This window comes from Stenotrophomonas sp. RS-48, assembly GCF_030053245.1.
Classification (GTDB): domain Bacteria; phylum Pseudomonadota; class Gammaproteobacteria; order Xanthomonadales; family Xanthomonadaceae; genus Stenotrophomonas; species Stenotrophomonas maltophilia_P.
The window spans coordinates 37745-51721 of record NZ_JASGBV010000019.1; the positions used below are offsets into that span (position 1 = coordinate 37745).

General features: G+C 66.3%; 16 protein-coding genes and 2 tRNA genes. 12 read left to right on the plus strand and 6 right to left on the minus strand.

Features of this window, described 5'->3' with window-relative positions:
• Positions 1–90: 90 nt before the first annotated feature.
• From trpE to QMZ25_RS04380, 5 genes are all read left to right on the plus strand, one after another.
• On the plus strand, positions 91–1566 hold the full coding sequence (gene trpE, locus QMZ25_RS04360; protein ID WP_283219187.1) for an anthranilate synthase component I: 1476 nt from the start codon (positions 91–93) through the stop codon (positions 1564–1566).
• A gap of 108 nt (positions 1567–1674) precedes the next feature.
• Positions 1675–2262 (plus strand): aminodeoxychorismate/anthranilate synthase component II, encoded by a 588-nt coding sequence (locus QMZ25_RS04365; protein ID WP_074900025.1) that lies wholly within the window; start codon positions 1675–1677, stop codon positions 2260–2262.
• A gap of 18 nt (positions 2263–2280) precedes the next feature.
• On the plus strand, positions 2281–3312 hold the full coding sequence (trpD, locus tag QMZ25_RS04370; protein ID WP_197600278.1) for an anthranilate phosphoribosyltransferase: 1032 nt from the start codon (positions 2281–2283) through the stop codon (positions 3310–3312).
• 74 nt (positions 3313–3386) lie between these two features.
• Entirely contained in the window at positions 3387–4181 is a 795-nt protein-coding gene (gene trpC / locus QMZ25_RS04375) for an indole-3-glycerol phosphate synthase TrpC (protein ID WP_164151962.1), read from the plus strand.
• Positions 4178–4894 carry a haloacid dehalogenase-like hydrolase gene (locus tag QMZ25_RS04380; RefSeq protein ID WP_283219188.1) on the plus strand — a complete coding sequence of 239 codons (717 nt, stop codon included), beginning with the start codon at positions 4178–4180 and terminating at the stop codon, positions 4892–4894. Before trpC ends, QMZ25_RS04380 begins: the two co-directional genes overlap by 4 nt.
• A 152-nt stretch (positions 4895–5046) precedes the next feature.
• Here the strand turns inward: QMZ25_RS04380 and QMZ25_RS04385 are convergent, their stop codons facing one another.
• Both QMZ25_RS04385 and crp read right to left on the minus strand, forming a co-directional pair.
• The gene (locus tag QMZ25_RS04385) at positions 5047–5808 is read right to left on the minus strand and encodes a sulfite exporter TauE/SafE family protein (protein WP_065174379.1); all 762 of its coding nucleotides are present in this window, start codon (positions 5806–5808) and stop codon (positions 5047–5049) included.
• Between the two features lie 62 nt (positions 5809–5870).
• Complete coding sequence (gene crp / locus QMZ25_RS04390; protein ID WP_010482649.1) at positions 5871–6560, minus strand: cAMP-activated global transcriptional regulator CRP; 690 nt, start codon at positions 6558–6560, stop codon at positions 5871–5873.
• Positions 6561–6709: 149 nt separating this feature from the next.
• Here crp and speD point away from each other — a divergent pair, with 149 nt between their 5' ends.
• Entirely contained in the window at positions 6710–7504 is a 795-nt protein-coding gene (gene speD, locus QMZ25_RS04395) for an adenosylmethionine decarboxylase (RefSeq protein WP_019661504.1), read from the plus strand.
• 167 nt (positions 7505–7671) lie between these two features.
• Positions 7672–7992, plus strand: a complete 321-nt coding sequence (gene sugE / locus QMZ25_RS04400; protein WP_005411314.1) for a quaternary ammonium compound efflux SMR transporter SugE — start codon at positions 7672–7674, stop codon at positions 7990–7992.
• 61 nt (positions 7993–8053) lie between these two features.
• Here sugE and coq7 read toward each other — a convergent pair whose 3' ends face one another.
• Complete coding sequence (gene coq7, locus QMZ25_RS04405; protein WP_053515583.1) at positions 8054–8698, minus strand: 2-polyprenyl-3-methyl-6-methoxy-1,4-benzoquinone monooxygenase; 645 nt, start codon at positions 8696–8698, stop codon at positions 8054–8056.
• 195 nt (positions 8699–8893) lie between these two features.
• Between coq7 and rplM the strand changes: the two genes are divergently transcribed.
• Positions 8894–9322: a 50S ribosomal protein L13 gene (rplM, locus tag QMZ25_RS04410; RefSeq protein WP_005414692.1), complete on the plus strand. Its 429-nt coding sequence runs from the start codon at positions 8894–8896 to the stop codon at positions 9320–9322.
• Positions 9323–9324: 2 nt separating this feature from the next.
• A complete protein-coding gene (gene rpsI / locus QMZ25_RS04415) occupies positions 9325–9717 on the plus strand; it encodes a 30S ribosomal protein S9 (RefSeq protein ID WP_053515585.1) in 393 nt (130 codons plus the stop codon).
• A 220-nt stretch (positions 9718–9937) separates the two neighbouring features.
• Here rpsI and QMZ25_RS04420 read toward each other — a convergent pair.
• Both QMZ25_RS04420 and QMZ25_RS04425 read right to left on the minus strand, forming a co-directional pair.
• Positions 9938–10012 (minus strand) — tRNA-Gln (locus tag QMZ25_RS04420).
• A gap of 52 nt (positions 10013–10064) precedes the next feature.
• Positions 10065–10141, minus strand: a tRNA-Met gene (locus tag QMZ25_RS04425).
• 121 nt (positions 10142–10262) lie between these two features.
• Here QMZ25_RS04425 and QMZ25_RS04430 point away from each other — a divergent pair.
• The 3 genes from QMZ25_RS04430 (at position 10263) to bfr (ending at position 11812) form a co-directional block, all read left to right on the plus strand.
• Positions 10263–10880, plus strand: a complete 618-nt coding sequence (locus QMZ25_RS04430) for an RNA pyrophosphohydrolase (protein WP_053515586.1) — start codon at positions 10263–10265, stop codon at positions 10878–10880.
• A gap of 108 nt (positions 10881–10988) precedes the next feature.
• On the plus strand, positions 10989–11198 hold the full coding sequence (locus QMZ25_RS04435; RefSeq protein WP_032951724.1) for a bacterioferritin-associated ferredoxin: 210 nt from the start codon (positions 10989–10991) through the stop codon (positions 11196–11198).
• A 143-nt stretch (positions 11199–11341) separates the two neighbouring features.
• Positions 11342–11812 (plus strand): bacterioferritin, encoded by a 471-nt coding sequence (bfr, locus tag QMZ25_RS04440; RefSeq protein ID WP_005414691.1) that lies wholly within the window; start codon positions 11342–11344, stop codon positions 11810–11812.
• Position 11813: 1 nt separating this feature from the next.
• Here bfr and QMZ25_RS04445 read toward each other — a convergent pair whose 3' ends face one another.
• Entirely contained in the window at positions 11814–13976 is a 2163-nt protein-coding gene (locus QMZ25_RS04445) for an ATP-binding protein (protein ID WP_283219189.1), read from the minus strand.
• Between the last annotated feature and the right edge of the window lies 1 nt (position 13977).

Consider the following 13977-nt stretch of genomic DNA (forward strand, 5'->3'; position numbering starts at 1 on the left):
ATACCCTTTCTTCCGCACGCCGTTGGTGGCGATGGTGGCCCGTTGCCGTCGTCCGCCCCCATAACGCTGTGTCCCGGAAGGAAAGTCGTCTTGAACTCGCACGCTCAGTTTCAGCTGCAGGCCGCTGAAGGCCACACCCACATTCCCGTTGTCCGCGAAGTGCTGTCCGACCTGGACACGCCGCTTTCGGTCTATCTGAAGCTCGCCGACGGCCCCAATACCTACCTGTTTGAATCCGTCGAAGGCGGCGAACGCTTTGGTCGTTACTCGATCATTGGCCTGCCGGCGCGCCGCGTGTATGCCTTCCATGGCCATACGCTGACCGTGCGCGAAGACGGCCAGGTGGTGGAAACCCGCGAGGTGGCCGACCCGTTTGCCGAAGTCGAGGCGCTGCGCAGCGCCCACTCGGTGCCGAAGCTGGAGGGCCTGCCGGGCTTCACCGGTGGCCTGGTCGGCTGGTTCGGTTTCGAGTGCATCAGCTATATCGAGCCGCGCTTGGCACCGCCGGCCGGCCGCGATGAACTGGGCACGCCGGACATCCTGCTGCTGCACTCCAACGAGCTGGCGGTATTCGACAATCTCAAGGGCCGCCTGTACCTGATCGTGCACGCGGACCCGCGCGTCCACGGCGCGTTCGAGCAGGCGCAGGCACGCCTGGATGCGCTCACCGCAAAGCTGCGTGCACCGGGTGCCGGCTATCCCGCACCGCTCAACAGCGATGTGCTGGATGAATCCGATTTCGTCTCCGGTTTCACCCGCGATGGCTTCGTCGATGCGGTCCAGCGCAGCAAGGAATACATCCGCGCCGGCGACATCTTCCAGGTGGTGCTCAGCCAGCGCCTGAGCGTGCCGTTCAAGGCACGCCCGGTGGACGTGTACCGCGCGCTGCGCGCATTGAACCCGTCGCCGTACATGTATTTCCTGGATGTCGGCGACCTGCAGGTGGTTGGCTCCTCGCCGGAAATCCTGGTGCGCCTGCAGGACGGCGAAGTCACTGTACGCCCGATCGCCGGCACGCGTCCGCGCGGCGCCACCGTCGAGCAGGACCTGGCACTGGAAGCCGAGCTGCTGGCCGATCCGAAAGAACGTGCCGAGCACCTGATGCTGATCGATCTCGGCCGCAACGATGCCGGTCGCGTATCAAAGGCCGGCACGGTGGAAGTGGGCGAGCAGTTCGTGATTGAACGCTACAGCCACGTCATGCACATCGTCAGCGAGGTGACCGGGCAGCTGCAGCCGGGCTTGAGCTATGCCGACGTGCTGCGCGCCACCTTCCCGGCCGGCACCGTCAGCGGCGCACCGAAGATCCGCGCGCTGGAAGTGATCCGCGAACTGGAGCCGATCAAGCGCAATGTGTACGCCGGCAGCATCGGCTACATCGGTTGGCACGGCGATGCCGATACCGCGATCGCGATCCGCACCGCGGTGATCAAGGACGGCCGCCTGTACGTGCAGGCCGGCGCCGGCATCGTCTACGACTCGGACCCGGACAAGGAATGGGACGAGACGATGAACAAGGGCCGCGCGCTGTTCCGCGCCGTCGCCCAGGCCGCCAAGGGCCTGTAAGGCACCCTGCGCCGTGGCCTGCGCTGCGGCACCTTCCGCTGTACCTGGCCCTCTCCCTGTGCGGCACCCACGTGTACGCCCACTCCCGATAAGCGACGGAACCCGACCATGTTGTGGATGATCGACAACTACGACAGCTTCACCTACAACCTCGTGCAGTACCTGCAGACGCTGGGTGCCGAGGTGAAGGTGGTGCGCAACGATGCAATGAGCGTGGATGAGATCGCCGCGCAGAAGCCCGAACGCATCGTCATCTCGCCCGGCCCGTGCACGCCCAACGAGGCGGGTGTGTCGCTGGAACTGATCCAGCGCCTCGGTCCGACCACGCCGATCCTTGGCGTGTGCCTGGGCCACCAGGGCATCGGCCAGGTCTACGGCGGCACGGTGATCCGCGCGGGCAACATCATGCACGGCAAGACTTCGCCGATCCGCCATGAAGGCAAGGGCGTCTTCGCCGGCCTGCCGGATCGCTACCAGGCCACCCGTTACCACTCGCTGGTGGTGGACAAGAACAGCCTGCCCGATGTGCTGGAAGTGACCGCCTGGACCGAGAACGACGACGGCTCGATCGAAGAGATCATGGGCCTGCGCCATCGCCACTTCCCGGTGGAAGGCGTGCAGTTCCACCCCGAATCCATCCTCACCGAACACGGCCACGCCCTGCTGCGCAATTTCCTGCAGCGACCGGCCGCCTGAGTCCAAGGAGCAATCCCGATGAGCTTCTCCCCCCAGGAAGCCCTGCACCGCACCATCGAGCACCGCGAGATCTTCTTCGACGAGATGGTCGACCTGATGCGGCAGATCATGCGTGGCGATGTTTCGCCGATGATGACGGCAGCCATCCTCACCGGCCTGCGCGTGAAGAAGGAGACCGTGGACGAAATCGCCGCGGCGGCCACCGTGATGCGTGAATTCGCCCGGCCGGTGCCGGTGGCCGATACCTCCAACCTGGTCGATATCGTCGGCACGGGGGGCGATGGTTCGCATACCTTCAACATCTCCACCTGCGCGATGTTCGTCGCGGCGGCTGCCGGCGCGCGCGTGGCCAAGCATGGCAACCGCAGCGTGTCGTCCAAGTCCGGCAGCGCCGACGCGCTGGAGGCGCTGGGCGCGGTGATCGAGCTGCAGCCGGAGCAGGTGGCCGCGGCCATCGAGCGGACCGGGATCGGTTTCATGTTCGCGCCGATCCACCACCCGTCGATGAAGGTGGTGGCGCCGGTGCGCCGCGAGATGGGCGTGCGCACCATCTTCAACATCCTCGGCCCGCTCACCAATCCGGCCAGCGCACCGTCGGTGCTGATGGGCGTGTTCCACCCCGATCTGGTGGGCATCCAGGCGCGCGTGCTTCGCGAGCTGGGCACCGAGCGCGCCATGGTGGTCTGGGGCCGCGACAACATGGACGAGATCTCGCTGGGCGCCGGCACCCTGGTCGGCGAATTGCGCGACGGCAAGGTGCGCGAGTACGAGATCCACCCGGAGGACTTCGGCATCGCCATGTCGGCCAGCCGCAACCTGCGCGTGGATGGCCCGGAGCAGTCCATTGCCCTGCTGCGCGCGGTGCTGGACAACGAGCCCGGCCCCGCGCTGGACATCGTCGCGCTCAATGCCGGCGCCGCGCTGTACGTGGCCGGCGTGGCCGACGACATCGGCGATGGCCTGGCCCGTGCCCGCGCCGCCATCGCCAATGGCAGCGCCCGCCAGCGCCTGCACCAGTACATCGAGACCACCCGCGCACTGGTTGCCTGAGCGCGTGGTTCAGCCTGACCCCGTCGATGGCCGATAATGGCCGTCCTCACCGCCCCCGCACCGAACCGAAGACGATGAGCGACATCCTGCAGACGATCCTGGCCCGCAAGGCCGAAGAAGTAGCCCAGCGTCGCGCCCAGCGCCCGCTCGAGGAGCTTCAGGCCGCCGTGGCCAGCGCCCCGCCGGTACGTGGCTTCGTGCGCGCGTTGCAGGCGGCGGTGGCCAACGGCGACCCCGCGGTGATCGCCGAAGTGAAGAAGGCCAGCCCCTCCAAGGGCGTGATCCGCCCGGATTTCCGCCCGGCCGACATCGCGGTCAGCTACGAGTTCGGTGGTGCCAGCTGCCTGTCGGTGCTGACCGACGTGGATTTCTTCCAGGGCGCCGACGCCTACCTGCAGCAGGCCCGCGAGGCCTGCACGCTGCCGGTGCTGCGCAAGGACTTCGTGATCGATGCCTACCAGGTGTACGAGGCGCGCGTGCTGGGCGCTGACTGCATCCTGCTGATCGTGGCGGCGCTGGACGATACCCAGCTGGCCACGCTGTCGGAACTGGCACTGTCGCTGGGCATGGACGTGCTGGTGGAAGTGCACGACATCGACGAGCTGGAGCGTGCGCTGCAGGTGCCGGCGCCGATGATCGGCATCAACAACCGCAACCTGCGCACCTTCGAGGTCTCGCTGCAGACCACCCTGGACATGCGCCTGGCCGTGCCGCGCGACCGCCTGCTGGTGACCGAGAGCGGCATCCTCGGACCCCAGGACGTGGCGCTGATGCGTGACGCCGGCATCCACGCGTTCCTGGTCGGCGAGGCCTTCATGCGCGTGGAAGAGCCGGGCGAGGGCCTGCGTCAGCTATTCTTCGCGGCATGAAAACGCATTACCCGACGCCACGCGCGGATGCGCCGCTGGTGGTCTTCGACTTCGATCACACCCTGTACGACGGTGATTCGGGCACGCACCTGTTCGCCTCGCTGATCAAGCGCAACCCGTTGCGCATGCTCGCGGCGCTGCTGGTCACCCCGATCGCCGGGCCGATGGTGGCGATGCTGCCGACCCGCCGTGCCGGCATTTCGATCTACGTGTGGATCGGCAGCTTCGGCCTGCATCGTGCGCGCGAGTTCAACCGGGTGATCGACGCCTACGTGATCAGGAACGAGGCGCAGATGCGCGCCAAGCTGCTGCCGCAGGCGCTGGAGGTGTTCGCCGCGCACCGTGCAAAGGGGGATCGCGTGGTGGTGGCCACGGGCGCCCCGCCCGAACTGGCCCGCGCGATCCTGGCCTTCGTTGCGCACCAGGACGTGCCGGTCATCGGCACGGAGGTCGGGCCGCGCCTGGGAGGGGTGGGGCCGACCCGTCACTGCCACAACGAAGAGAAGATGCGCATGCTGCGTGAACGTGGCTATGGCGACATCGACATTGCCTACTCCGACAGCACTGCGGATCTGCCGCTGCTGCTGGCGGCGAAGGCGCCGGTAGTGGTCAACCCGAAGGCGGGCAAGGTGGCGTTCTTCCGCAGCGTACTGCCGGCGGGCACCCGCATCCTCAACTGGGGCTGCGTCGACCGCGGCGGCGACAAGGCCTGATCCACCGGACCCGCCGGGCATGGCCCGGCGCTACCCCTTGCCGCCCGATGGCGCCGTGCCATTGCACGCCATCCCGCAGCGCGGGGCCATGCCCGGCGAATCCGCAAGCCATCCGGTAGCGCCGGGCCATGCCCGGCGGGCGCGGGGCGCGGTCAGCGCGCCAGGTACCCGGTCACCGCGTGGCCGATCTGGAACAGGCTGATGCCCAGTACCAGCACGCCAACCGCGACCAGTACCCAGCGTTCCTTGACCCGCTTGACCAGGATCGCAGCCACCGGCGCGGCCATCATGCCGCCGATCAGCAGCCCGGCAACGATCTGCAGGTGCTGCACTCCCATCGACAGCAGGAAGGTGGCCGAGACGGTCAGGGTGACCACGAATTCGGCCGCGTTGACCGTGCCGATGGTGGTACGGGCCTGGCCGCCACGCGCCAGCAGGGTGGACGTGGCGATCGGGCCCCAGCCACCGCCGCCGCTGGCGTCCAGAAGGCCGGCGAAGAAGCCCAGAACCGGCACGCGGCGGATCTCGCCGCTGGGCATCCAGCGCCCGGCAGCACGGGCCAGGATGACGATGGCAAGCACCAGCAGGTACAGGTAGATCAACGGGCGAATGAAATCGCCGGGCAGTTGGGCGAGTACATAGGCACCGATCGCACCCCCGATCGCGCCGGGCAGCGCCAGGCGCACGAACAGGCGCTTATCGACATTGCCAGCCGCAAGATGCGACACACCGGAGGCGCCGGTGGTGAACACTTCGGCGGTGTGGATGCTGGCGCTGACCTGGGCCGGCGGCAATCCCATGCTCAGCATCACCGACGAGGAGACCAGGCCGAAGGCCATGCCCAGCGCGCCATCGACCAGCTGCGCACCGAGGCCGATGAGGATGAACCACCAGAATTCGCTGCTCAGTTCCATGCACCGAGCCTAGCGCGCGAAGGAGTGCGGACCAAGGTCCGCACCCACCGGGTGCTCAACGCTCAACGGGTGCCGTAAAGCACCACGGTCTTGCCGCGGGCATGCAGCAGCCCGTCGGTCTGCAGCTTCTTCAGCACGCGGCCGGCCATCTCACGCGAGCAGCCGACCAGGCGCGCCAGTTCCTGCCGCGAGACGCGCAGCTGGCTGCCCTGCGGGTGGCTCATCGCCTCCGGCTCCTGGGCCAGATCGTGCAGGGTGCGCACGATGCGGTCGGTGACGTCCAGGAACGCCAGGCGGCTGGCCTTGCGGCTGGTGTCGAGCAGACGCTTGGAGATCTGCTGGCCCAGCGCGTACAGCAGGCGCGGGGCGTCGGCCGACAGCGGGCCAAGGAACAGCTGATGCAGGCGCTCGTAGCTGATCTCGGCCAGCTCGCAGGCGGTGCGGGTCCGCAGGATCACTTCTCGGCGGTCCGATTCCACGAACAGGCCCATCTCGCCGACGAACTCGCCGGCACCGAAGTAGCCCAGCACCAGCTCACGATCGTCATCTTCCTCGGCCATGATCGAAACCGAGCCGCTGATGACGTAATACAGGGTTCCCGCCGGGTCTCCTGGTCGGAAGACGTCGGTCCGGGTGGGATATCGCCGCCTGTGGCTGTGCGCCAGGAAACGATCGATTGTTGCGATATCCAGGGCCAGTGGACTGCTAGCTAGGCGCACGGTTGACACGATAGGGGCGCTCCCTCTGCGCATGAACGGATTCACGGGGTCGATAGCGGAGCTTAACCAGCGCAATTGTTAAGGGCAAACAGTGTGCCAGAACTCTTGCGTCTTCACGTTCCCCCCGGGGGCGGTTTGCCCCATAATTCACCCTTTCTCTTCTTACACAGGAATCGACCGCCGTGGTCAAGCCGTTGCCTCGCCTGAGGTTGCAGGGTTTCAACAACCTCACCAAGGCGCTGAGCTTCAACATCTATGACGTGTGTTACGCGCGCACCGAAGAGGAGCGTCAGCGTTACATTGAATACATCGATGAAGAGTACAACGCCGACAGGCTGACTCAAATCTTGACCGATGTCGCCGAGATCATCGGCGCCAACATCCTGAACGTGGCCCGCCAGGACTACGATCCGCAGGGTGCTTCGGTGACCATCCTGATCTCCGAAGAGCCGGTGATCGACAAGAAGCTGGCGGGCAAGGAGCTGATCTCCGACGCCGTGGTCGCGCACATGGACAAGAGCCACATCACCGTCCATACCTACCCGGAAACCCATCCGCAGGAAGGCATCGCGACGTTCCGCGCGGACATCGACGTAGCCACCTGTGGCGTCATTTCGCCGCTGAAGGCCCTGAACTACCTGATCGAGAGCCTGGAATCGGACATCGTGATCATGGACTACCGCGTCCGTGGCTTCACCCGCGATGTGAAGGGCAAGAAGCACTTCATCGATCACAAGATCAATTCGATCCAGAACTTCCTGGCCAAGAACATCAAGTCGCGTTACGAGATGTTCGACGTCAACGTCTACCAGGAGAACATCTTCCACACGAAGATGCACCTGAAGGACTTCGACCTGGATCAGTACCTGTTCGAGGAAAAGGCCAGGAACCTGTCGTTCAAGGAACGCATGAAGATCGAGGCGCTGCTCAAGCGCGAGATCGAAGAGCTGTTCCACGGTCGCAACCTGTCCGAGTAACACCCCTGTGCGATGCCGGCAGGCATCGTCACCCAGGCGGGACGACCCGCCCCGTGGAACCTGCGTGCTGCGCAATTCATAGTTCCACGGCGATGTACCGACCTACGGCCCGGTGTGAAGACACCGGGCCGTTTTCGTTTTTCAACCACTAGGTAAGGACCCCACCCATGCCCTGGATCTACCTGCTGCTGGCCGGCCTGTTCGAGATCGGCTTCGCGCTTGGAATGAAGTACTCCGAAGGCTTCAGCAAGCCACTGCCCACGGCCGCCACGGTCGTTTCCGCGCTGATCAGCCTGTACCTGATGAGCCAGGCCATGAAGAGCATTCCGGTCGGCACGGCCTATGCCATCTGGACCGGCATCGGGGCCATGGGCGTGGCAGTGCTGGGCATCTACCTGTTCAACGACAGTGCTTCACCGGCCCGCCTGGCCTGCGTGGGCCTGATCGTCGCCGGTGTGATCGGCCTGAAGCTGGTGTCGCCGAACTGAGCCGGCGCTGAGGCGTCCGATGCCGCGTTGCCGGCAGCGCCGGGCCATGCGCGGCGGCCGTTCAGAGGCGGTACGCGATGGTCTTCATCACCTTCGAGGCCAGCGCCATCGCCCCCGGAATCGGGAAGGGCAGGCGGCGGGCGCCGGCCTGCTCGGCATGGTCCGCATGCCGGGCCTCGTCCTGCTTCATCACTTCGATGACCGCGCGGCTGCGCAGGTCGGCGGCCGGGAGATCGACCAGATGCTCATCCAGGTGGGCCTCTACCTGGCGTTCGGTCTCGACGACAAAACCCAGGTTCCAGCCATCACCGCGCAGCCCGGCCAGGGTGCCGATGGTGTAACTGCCTGCGTACCAGAGCGGGTTGAACAGGCTCGGCCGGCTGTCCAGTTCGGCCAGGCGGGTGGCACACCACGCCAGGTGGTCGGTTTCCTCCTGCGCTGCCTCCAGCAGATGCTCGCGGGTGGCCGGGTCGCGGGCCACGGCGGCCTGGCCGAAATACAGGCCCTGCGCGCAGACCTCGCCGACGTGGTTGATCCGCATCAGCCCGGCCGCATGGCGGCGCTGGCGGGCGTCCATGCCCGGCTCGTCGGTGTCCACCGCCGGATAGGGGCGGCTGGCCGGCGGGTTGCCGAACACCGTGTCCAGGGCGCGCTGGGCTTCGGTCAGCAGGTGGTCCAGCGGGGTGGTCTGGCGGAGCACGGTCATGGCGATACGGTGGGGCGGGAGACCCGCCGATTCTCGCCCGCGCCCGCGCCCCTGCCAACCCGGGACAGGGGGCGGCTTGCGCCGGGGCCTGGACCTGCGTACAATCCCGCCCCTTGCGCTTCACCTTTCACAACGCGTGGCAGAGTTCCGGCGAGTCCTTCGCCGCAATGAGCCCGACCTAACCTAGAGTTCTTCATGAGCACTTTCACTGCCAAGAACGAGACCGTCCAGCGCGACTGGTACCTCGTCGACGCCGAGGGCAAGACCCTGGGCCGTCTCGCCACCGAGCTGGCCCGCCGTCTGCGTGGCAAGCACAAGCCGGTCTACACCCCGCACGTTGATACCGGCGACTACCTGGTCGTCATCAATGCAGAAAAGATTGCCGTCACCGGCAAGAAGCTGCAGGACAAGATGTATCACCGTTTCACCGGTTACATCGGCAACCTGAAGACCGAGTCCCTGGCCCAGGCGCTGGAGCGCCACCCGGAGCGCGTGATCGAGATCGCCGTGAAGGGCATGCTGCCGAAGGGCCCGCTGGGTCGCCAGATGTACCGCAAGCTCAAGGTCTACGCCGGCACTGAGCATCCGCACGCCGCACAGCAGCCGCAGGTTCTGGATATCTAATCATGGCTATCACTCAAAACTACGGCACTGGCCGCCGCAAGTCCTCCACCGCTCGCGTGTTCCTGCGCAAGGGTTCGGGCAACATCACCGTCAATGGCCGTCCGCTGGACGAGTTCTTCGGTCGTGAGACCGCGCGCATGATCGTGCGCCAGCCGCTCGAGCTGACCAAGAACACCGAAAGCTTCGACATCCTGGTCACCGCCACCGGCGGCGGCACCACCGGCCAGGCCGGTGCGATCCGTCTGGGCATCGCCCGTGCGCTGGTCGAGTATGACGAAACCCTGAAGTCCGAGCTGCGCAAGGCTGGCTTCATGACCCGTGACGCCCGTGAAGTCGAGCGTAAGAAGGTCGGTCTGCACAAGGCCCGTCGCGCCACCCAGTTCTCCAAGCGCTGATCCACTGCGCCTGGCTGGGCTCCTCCGGGAGCCCGCTGGTTGGAAAAAGCAGAAGCCCGGCTTTGGCCGGGCTTTTGCCGTTTCGGGGTTGTGCATTGGAGAGAGTGGGGTCAGGGCCCATTCCTGCGAACAACCCCGGGGTTCTCTCTGGAGGGGAGCCCCCGCGGAGCCCAGAAACGCAGAAGGCCAGATCTTTCGATCTGGCCTTCTGCGTTTAATTTGGCTGCCCCGGATGGATTCGAACCACCGAATGCCTGAGTCAGAGTCAGGTGCCTTACCGCTTGGCGACGGGGCAATGTATCGTGTAACTATTTTCTCACTTTTCACGCTGAAAAACAACTTCAGCATGGTGGCTATGGGTGGACTCGAACCACCGACCCCAGCATTATGAGTGCTGTGCTCTAACCGGCTGAGCTACATAGCCTTGGTGAGCCCGCTATTCTGCGGATACGCCGCGGGACTGTCAACACATTTGTGCCGCGCTTGTCGCCTGACAGGTGGCGTGGGATAGTCCTGACCAGTAGATTTTTTTAGGAGTCCGCATCGTGATCGATCCGGACGGCTATCGACCGAACGTCGGCATCGTGCTGATGCGGCAGGACGGGCAGGTGTTCTGGGCACGACGCGTGCGCCGGGATGGCTGGCAGTTCCCGCAGGGTGGGATGAACACCGACGAGACGCCCGTCGAGGCCATGTATCGCGAACTGCAGGAAGAGACCGGCCTGCTGCCTGAGCACGTGGAAGTGCTGGGGGCAACGCCCGGCTGGCTGCGCTACAAGCTGCCGGCGCGGGCTGTCCGCCGCAATGAACGGCAGGTCTGCATCGGCCAGAAGCAGGTCTGGTTCCTGCTGCGCCTGACCGGTGACGAATCCCATGTGTGCCTGGACCATACCGATTCGCCGGAGTTCGACCACTGGCGCTGGGTGGATTTCTGGTACCCGGTGGAGCATGTGGTGATGTTCAAGCGCGGCGTCTACGCGCGCGCGCTGCGACACCTGGCGCCGTTGGCGCGCGGGGTGGCGGGGCAGGGCGTCACTGCCATGCCGAAGAGCGCAGCGGAAGCGTGGATGCCCGGCAACACCGCGGGCCACGACCGTCCGCGCAAGCGGCCGCGCAGCAGGGGCTACTGGCCAAAAAAGGCGCAGGAAGGACCGACGAGCTGACCGCCTGAACGGTATCGAGAATGGTTCAGGTCTCTGATTGACAACCATTCTCGTTTCCATTGGAATAGCGACCAGGCCGCTTCTGGCCTGTCAGCCCGGTTCCCGCCCGTGTACGTCTGCATCTGCAACGGAGTCACCGACCACCAGATCCGCGAAGCCGCCAGCCATGGCGTGACGTCGGTGGCCGAGCTGACCATGCGCACCGGATGCGGCGCGACCTGCGGGTCCTGTCTGGACATGGCCGGCGAGCTGCTGGCCAAGGCACGTGCCACCCACGATCTGCCGTTGCCGGTACTCGGTCTGGCCCAGGTCGCCTGACTGTCTTTTCCGCGGTGCGTTGATACCGCGCCTGCGCATCCCTCACGTGCGGCCGCACAGGCCAATGCGCACGATTCGCGTTCCTTCACGACCGCACGCAAGGCGGTAAAGTGCCTGCGTTTTCAGCGTGCAGGAGTATCCCCATGAAGGGCGACACCAAGGTCATCGAATTCCTCAACAAGGTCCTCTACAACGAGCTGACCGCGATCAACCAGTATTTCCTGCACGCCAAGATGCTGAAGAACTGGGGCATCAAGGAACTCGCAGAGCATGAGTACAAGGAATCGATCGACGAGATGAAGCATGCCGACATGCTCGCCGACCGCATCCTGTTCCTTGAAGGACTGCCGAACTTCCAGGCGCTGGGCAAGCTGCGCATCGGCGAGAACCCGACCGAGATCCTGCAGTGTGACCTCTCGCTCGAGCGTGATGGCGTGGTCACCCTGCGCGAGGCGGTGGCCTATGCCGATTCGGTCGGCGACTATGTGAGCCGCCAGCTGTTCGTGAAGATCCTCGATTCGGAGGAAGAGCATATCGACTGGCTGGAAACGCAGCTGGACCTGATCGAGCGCATCGGCGAACCGAAGTACCTGCTGAGCAAGCTCGAAGAGTGAGTCAGCCCGCCTGGCCGGCGCGATGCTGTGCCAGGTACCCGCCCAGCGCCACCCGTGCCCGGGCGAATTCGGCCACCAGCAGCGCAACCGCAACGGCGGGGCGCTGCAGACTGCCGGCGCGGGCCTCGTGCTCGATCCGCTGTGCGACCGCCGACAGCGACATCGCGCCGACATTCGCGCTGGAGGACTTCAGGCTGTGCGCGACTGCCTGCAGGCGCTGGCCATCGTGGTCCTGCGCCGCCTGCTGCAGCGCCTGCACCATCGCCGGTGCGTCTTCCAGGTACACCGATACGATCTGCGTGGCGGCATCACCGATGACCGCCTGCAGCTCGTCCAGCACGTTCCGGTCCAGAACCGGGTGGGCGACAGGTGCCGCCACGGCCTTCGCTGCAGCCGCCGGCACCGGCGGCGTGGGGAGGGCTTTGTGGCCCCAGCGCAGCAGCAGCGCGTGCAGCGTGTCGCGTGCGATCGGTTTGGACAGGTAATCGTCCATGCCTGATCGCAGGCAGCGTTCGCGATCGCCGGCCATGGCATTGGCGGTCATGGCGATGATCGGCAGGCGCCGGCCTCCGGCTGCGATCTCTTCCTCGCGCCACTGGCGCGTCGCGGCGTAACCGTCCAGCACCGGCATCTGGCAGTCCATCAGCACTACGTCCACACCGCCTTCGCGCAGCGCGACCAGTGCCTGCTCGCCATCGGCGGCGTTGCGGACCTCGCACTGGAATACCCGCAGCAGGTGTTCGGCCACCATGCGGTTGACCGTGTTGTCCTCCACCAGCAGCACGCGTAGACCGAGCGCTGGCAGGGCAGCCGGTGCCTGGCCCTCTTCGGCGGCAGCCAGCCAGGCGGACGGGCGCGCGCTGGCGGTGGGCGTGGCAAGCAGGGCGTGCAGGGCGGCATCCTCGAAGGCGACCGGCAGCTGGCGATGGCGCTCCTGCGCGGGCAGCGGCTTGTCCTGCAGCCACAGCACCTGCAGCGTGTCGTCCTCACCGCGCGCAGCCAGCGCCTGCCGCAGGCGGGTTCCGCCGCTGCGGCGCGCAGGCGCATCGATCAGCAGCCAGGCCGGCGCAGCGTGCCCGGGGCGGGGCACGGCTCGCAGCCGCTCGGCCAGCGCGTCCATCCCGTCGATGACCTGCACCTGCAGCTCGTGATGGGCGGCAATGCGTTCGATGCGCGCCTGCAGGTGGCTGTCGGCACTGAACAGCAGCAGGGTGGCCGGTGGGCGTGCCATCGCCGGCAGGTCGCCGGGAACCTTCAACAACGGAATCTCGAACCAGAAGCGGGCGCCCTGGCCGGGGGTCGACTGGACGCCGATGTGGCCGTGCATCAGGTCGATGATGCGTTTGCAGATGGCCAGGCCCAGGCCGGTGCCACCATAGATGCGGGTGGTTGACGCATCGGCCTGGCTGAAGGACTGGAACAGGCGAGCCTGCTGGGCCTCGTCGATCCCGATGCCGGTGTCGATCACTTCGAAGCGCAACTGGTGCTGGGCCGGACCTTCGCCCAGCCGTTGCACGCGCAGCTGCACCTGGCCGCGTGCCGTGAACTTGATGGCATTGGCCAGAAGGTTGCTCAGCACCTGCCGCAGGCGCACCGGATCGCCGCGCACGGGAAGGCGGACCGTCGGATCCAGTTGCAGCACCAGTGCCAGTCCCTTGGCGTCGGCAGCGCGCTGCATCAGCTGCACCACGGCGTCGAGCAGCTCGCGCAGATTGAAGCTGGTGATCTCCAGCTCCAGTGCCTGTGCTTCCAACCGCGAGTAATCGAGGATGTCGTCGACGATACGCAGCAGCTGCTGCGAGCTGGCCGATGCGGTGGCCAGCATCTGCCGCTGGTCCTCGCCCAGCGGGCCACGCGCGATCAGCTCCAGCATCGGCAGGATGCCGTTGAGCGGCGTGCGGATCTCGTGGCTCATCGTGGCCAGGAACTCGCCCTTGGCCAGCACCGCGGCCTCGGCCGCCTGCTTGGCCTGCAGCAACTGCTGTTCGAGCTGGCCCTGGCGCTCGGTGGTGCGGCGCAGCTGGTCGCGCTCGCTGGCCAGCGCGGCACGATCCCGTTGCAGTGCGGCCAGCGCCTGGCTGCGCGTGCGCAGGCGCAGCCCCGCCAGCAGCAGCGCGATGGCCGCCACGGCCAGGGCCACCAGCAGAACCGCCCACAGCGGCATG

Coding starts and splice junctions, on each gene's coding strand:
- trpD (WP_197600278.1), top strand. CDS start 2,281: ATGAGCTTCTCCCCCCAGGAAGCCCTGCACCGCACCATCGAGCACCGC.
- sugE (WP_005411314.1), top strand. CDS start 7,672: ATGCCCTGGATCTACCTGCTGCTGGCCGGCCTGTTCGAGATCGGCTTC.
- QMZ25_RS04380 (WP_283219188.1), top strand. CDS start 4,178: ATGAAAACGCATTACCCGACGCCACGCGCGGATGCGCCGCTGGTGGTC.
- coq7 (WP_053515583.1), bottom strand. CDS start 8,698: ATGACCGTGCTCCGCCAGACCACCCCGCTGGACCACCTGCTGACCGAA.
- QMZ25_RS04385 (WP_065174379.1), bottom strand. CDS start 5,808: ATGGAACTGAGCAGCGAATTCTGGTGGTTCATCCTCATCGGCCTCGGT.
- QMZ25_RS04445 (WP_283219189.1), bottom strand. CDS start 13,976: ATGCCGCTGTGGGCGGTTCTGCTGGTGGCCCTGGCCGTGGCGGCCATC.
- QMZ25_RS04365 (WP_074900025.1), top strand. CDS start 1,675: ATGTTGTGGATGATCGACAACTACGACAGCTTCACCTACAACCTCGTG.
- crp (WP_010482649.1), bottom strand. CDS start 6,560: ATGCGCAGAGGGAGCGCCCCTATCGTGTCAACCGTGCGCCTAGCTAGC.
- rplM (WP_005414692.1), top strand. CDS start 8,894: ATGAGCACTTTCACTGCCAAGAACGAGACCGTCCAGCGCGACTGGTAC.
- trpC (WP_164151962.1), top strand. CDS start 3,387: ATGAGCGACATCCTGCAGACGATCCTGGCCCGCAAGGCCGAAGAAGTA.
- bfr (WP_005414691.1), top strand. CDS start 11,342: ATGAAGGGCGACACCAAGGTCATCGAATTCCTCAACAAGGTCCTCTAC.
- rpsI (WP_053515585.1), top strand. CDS start 9,325: ATGGCTATCACTCAAAACTACGGCACTGGCCGCCGCAAGTCCTCCACC.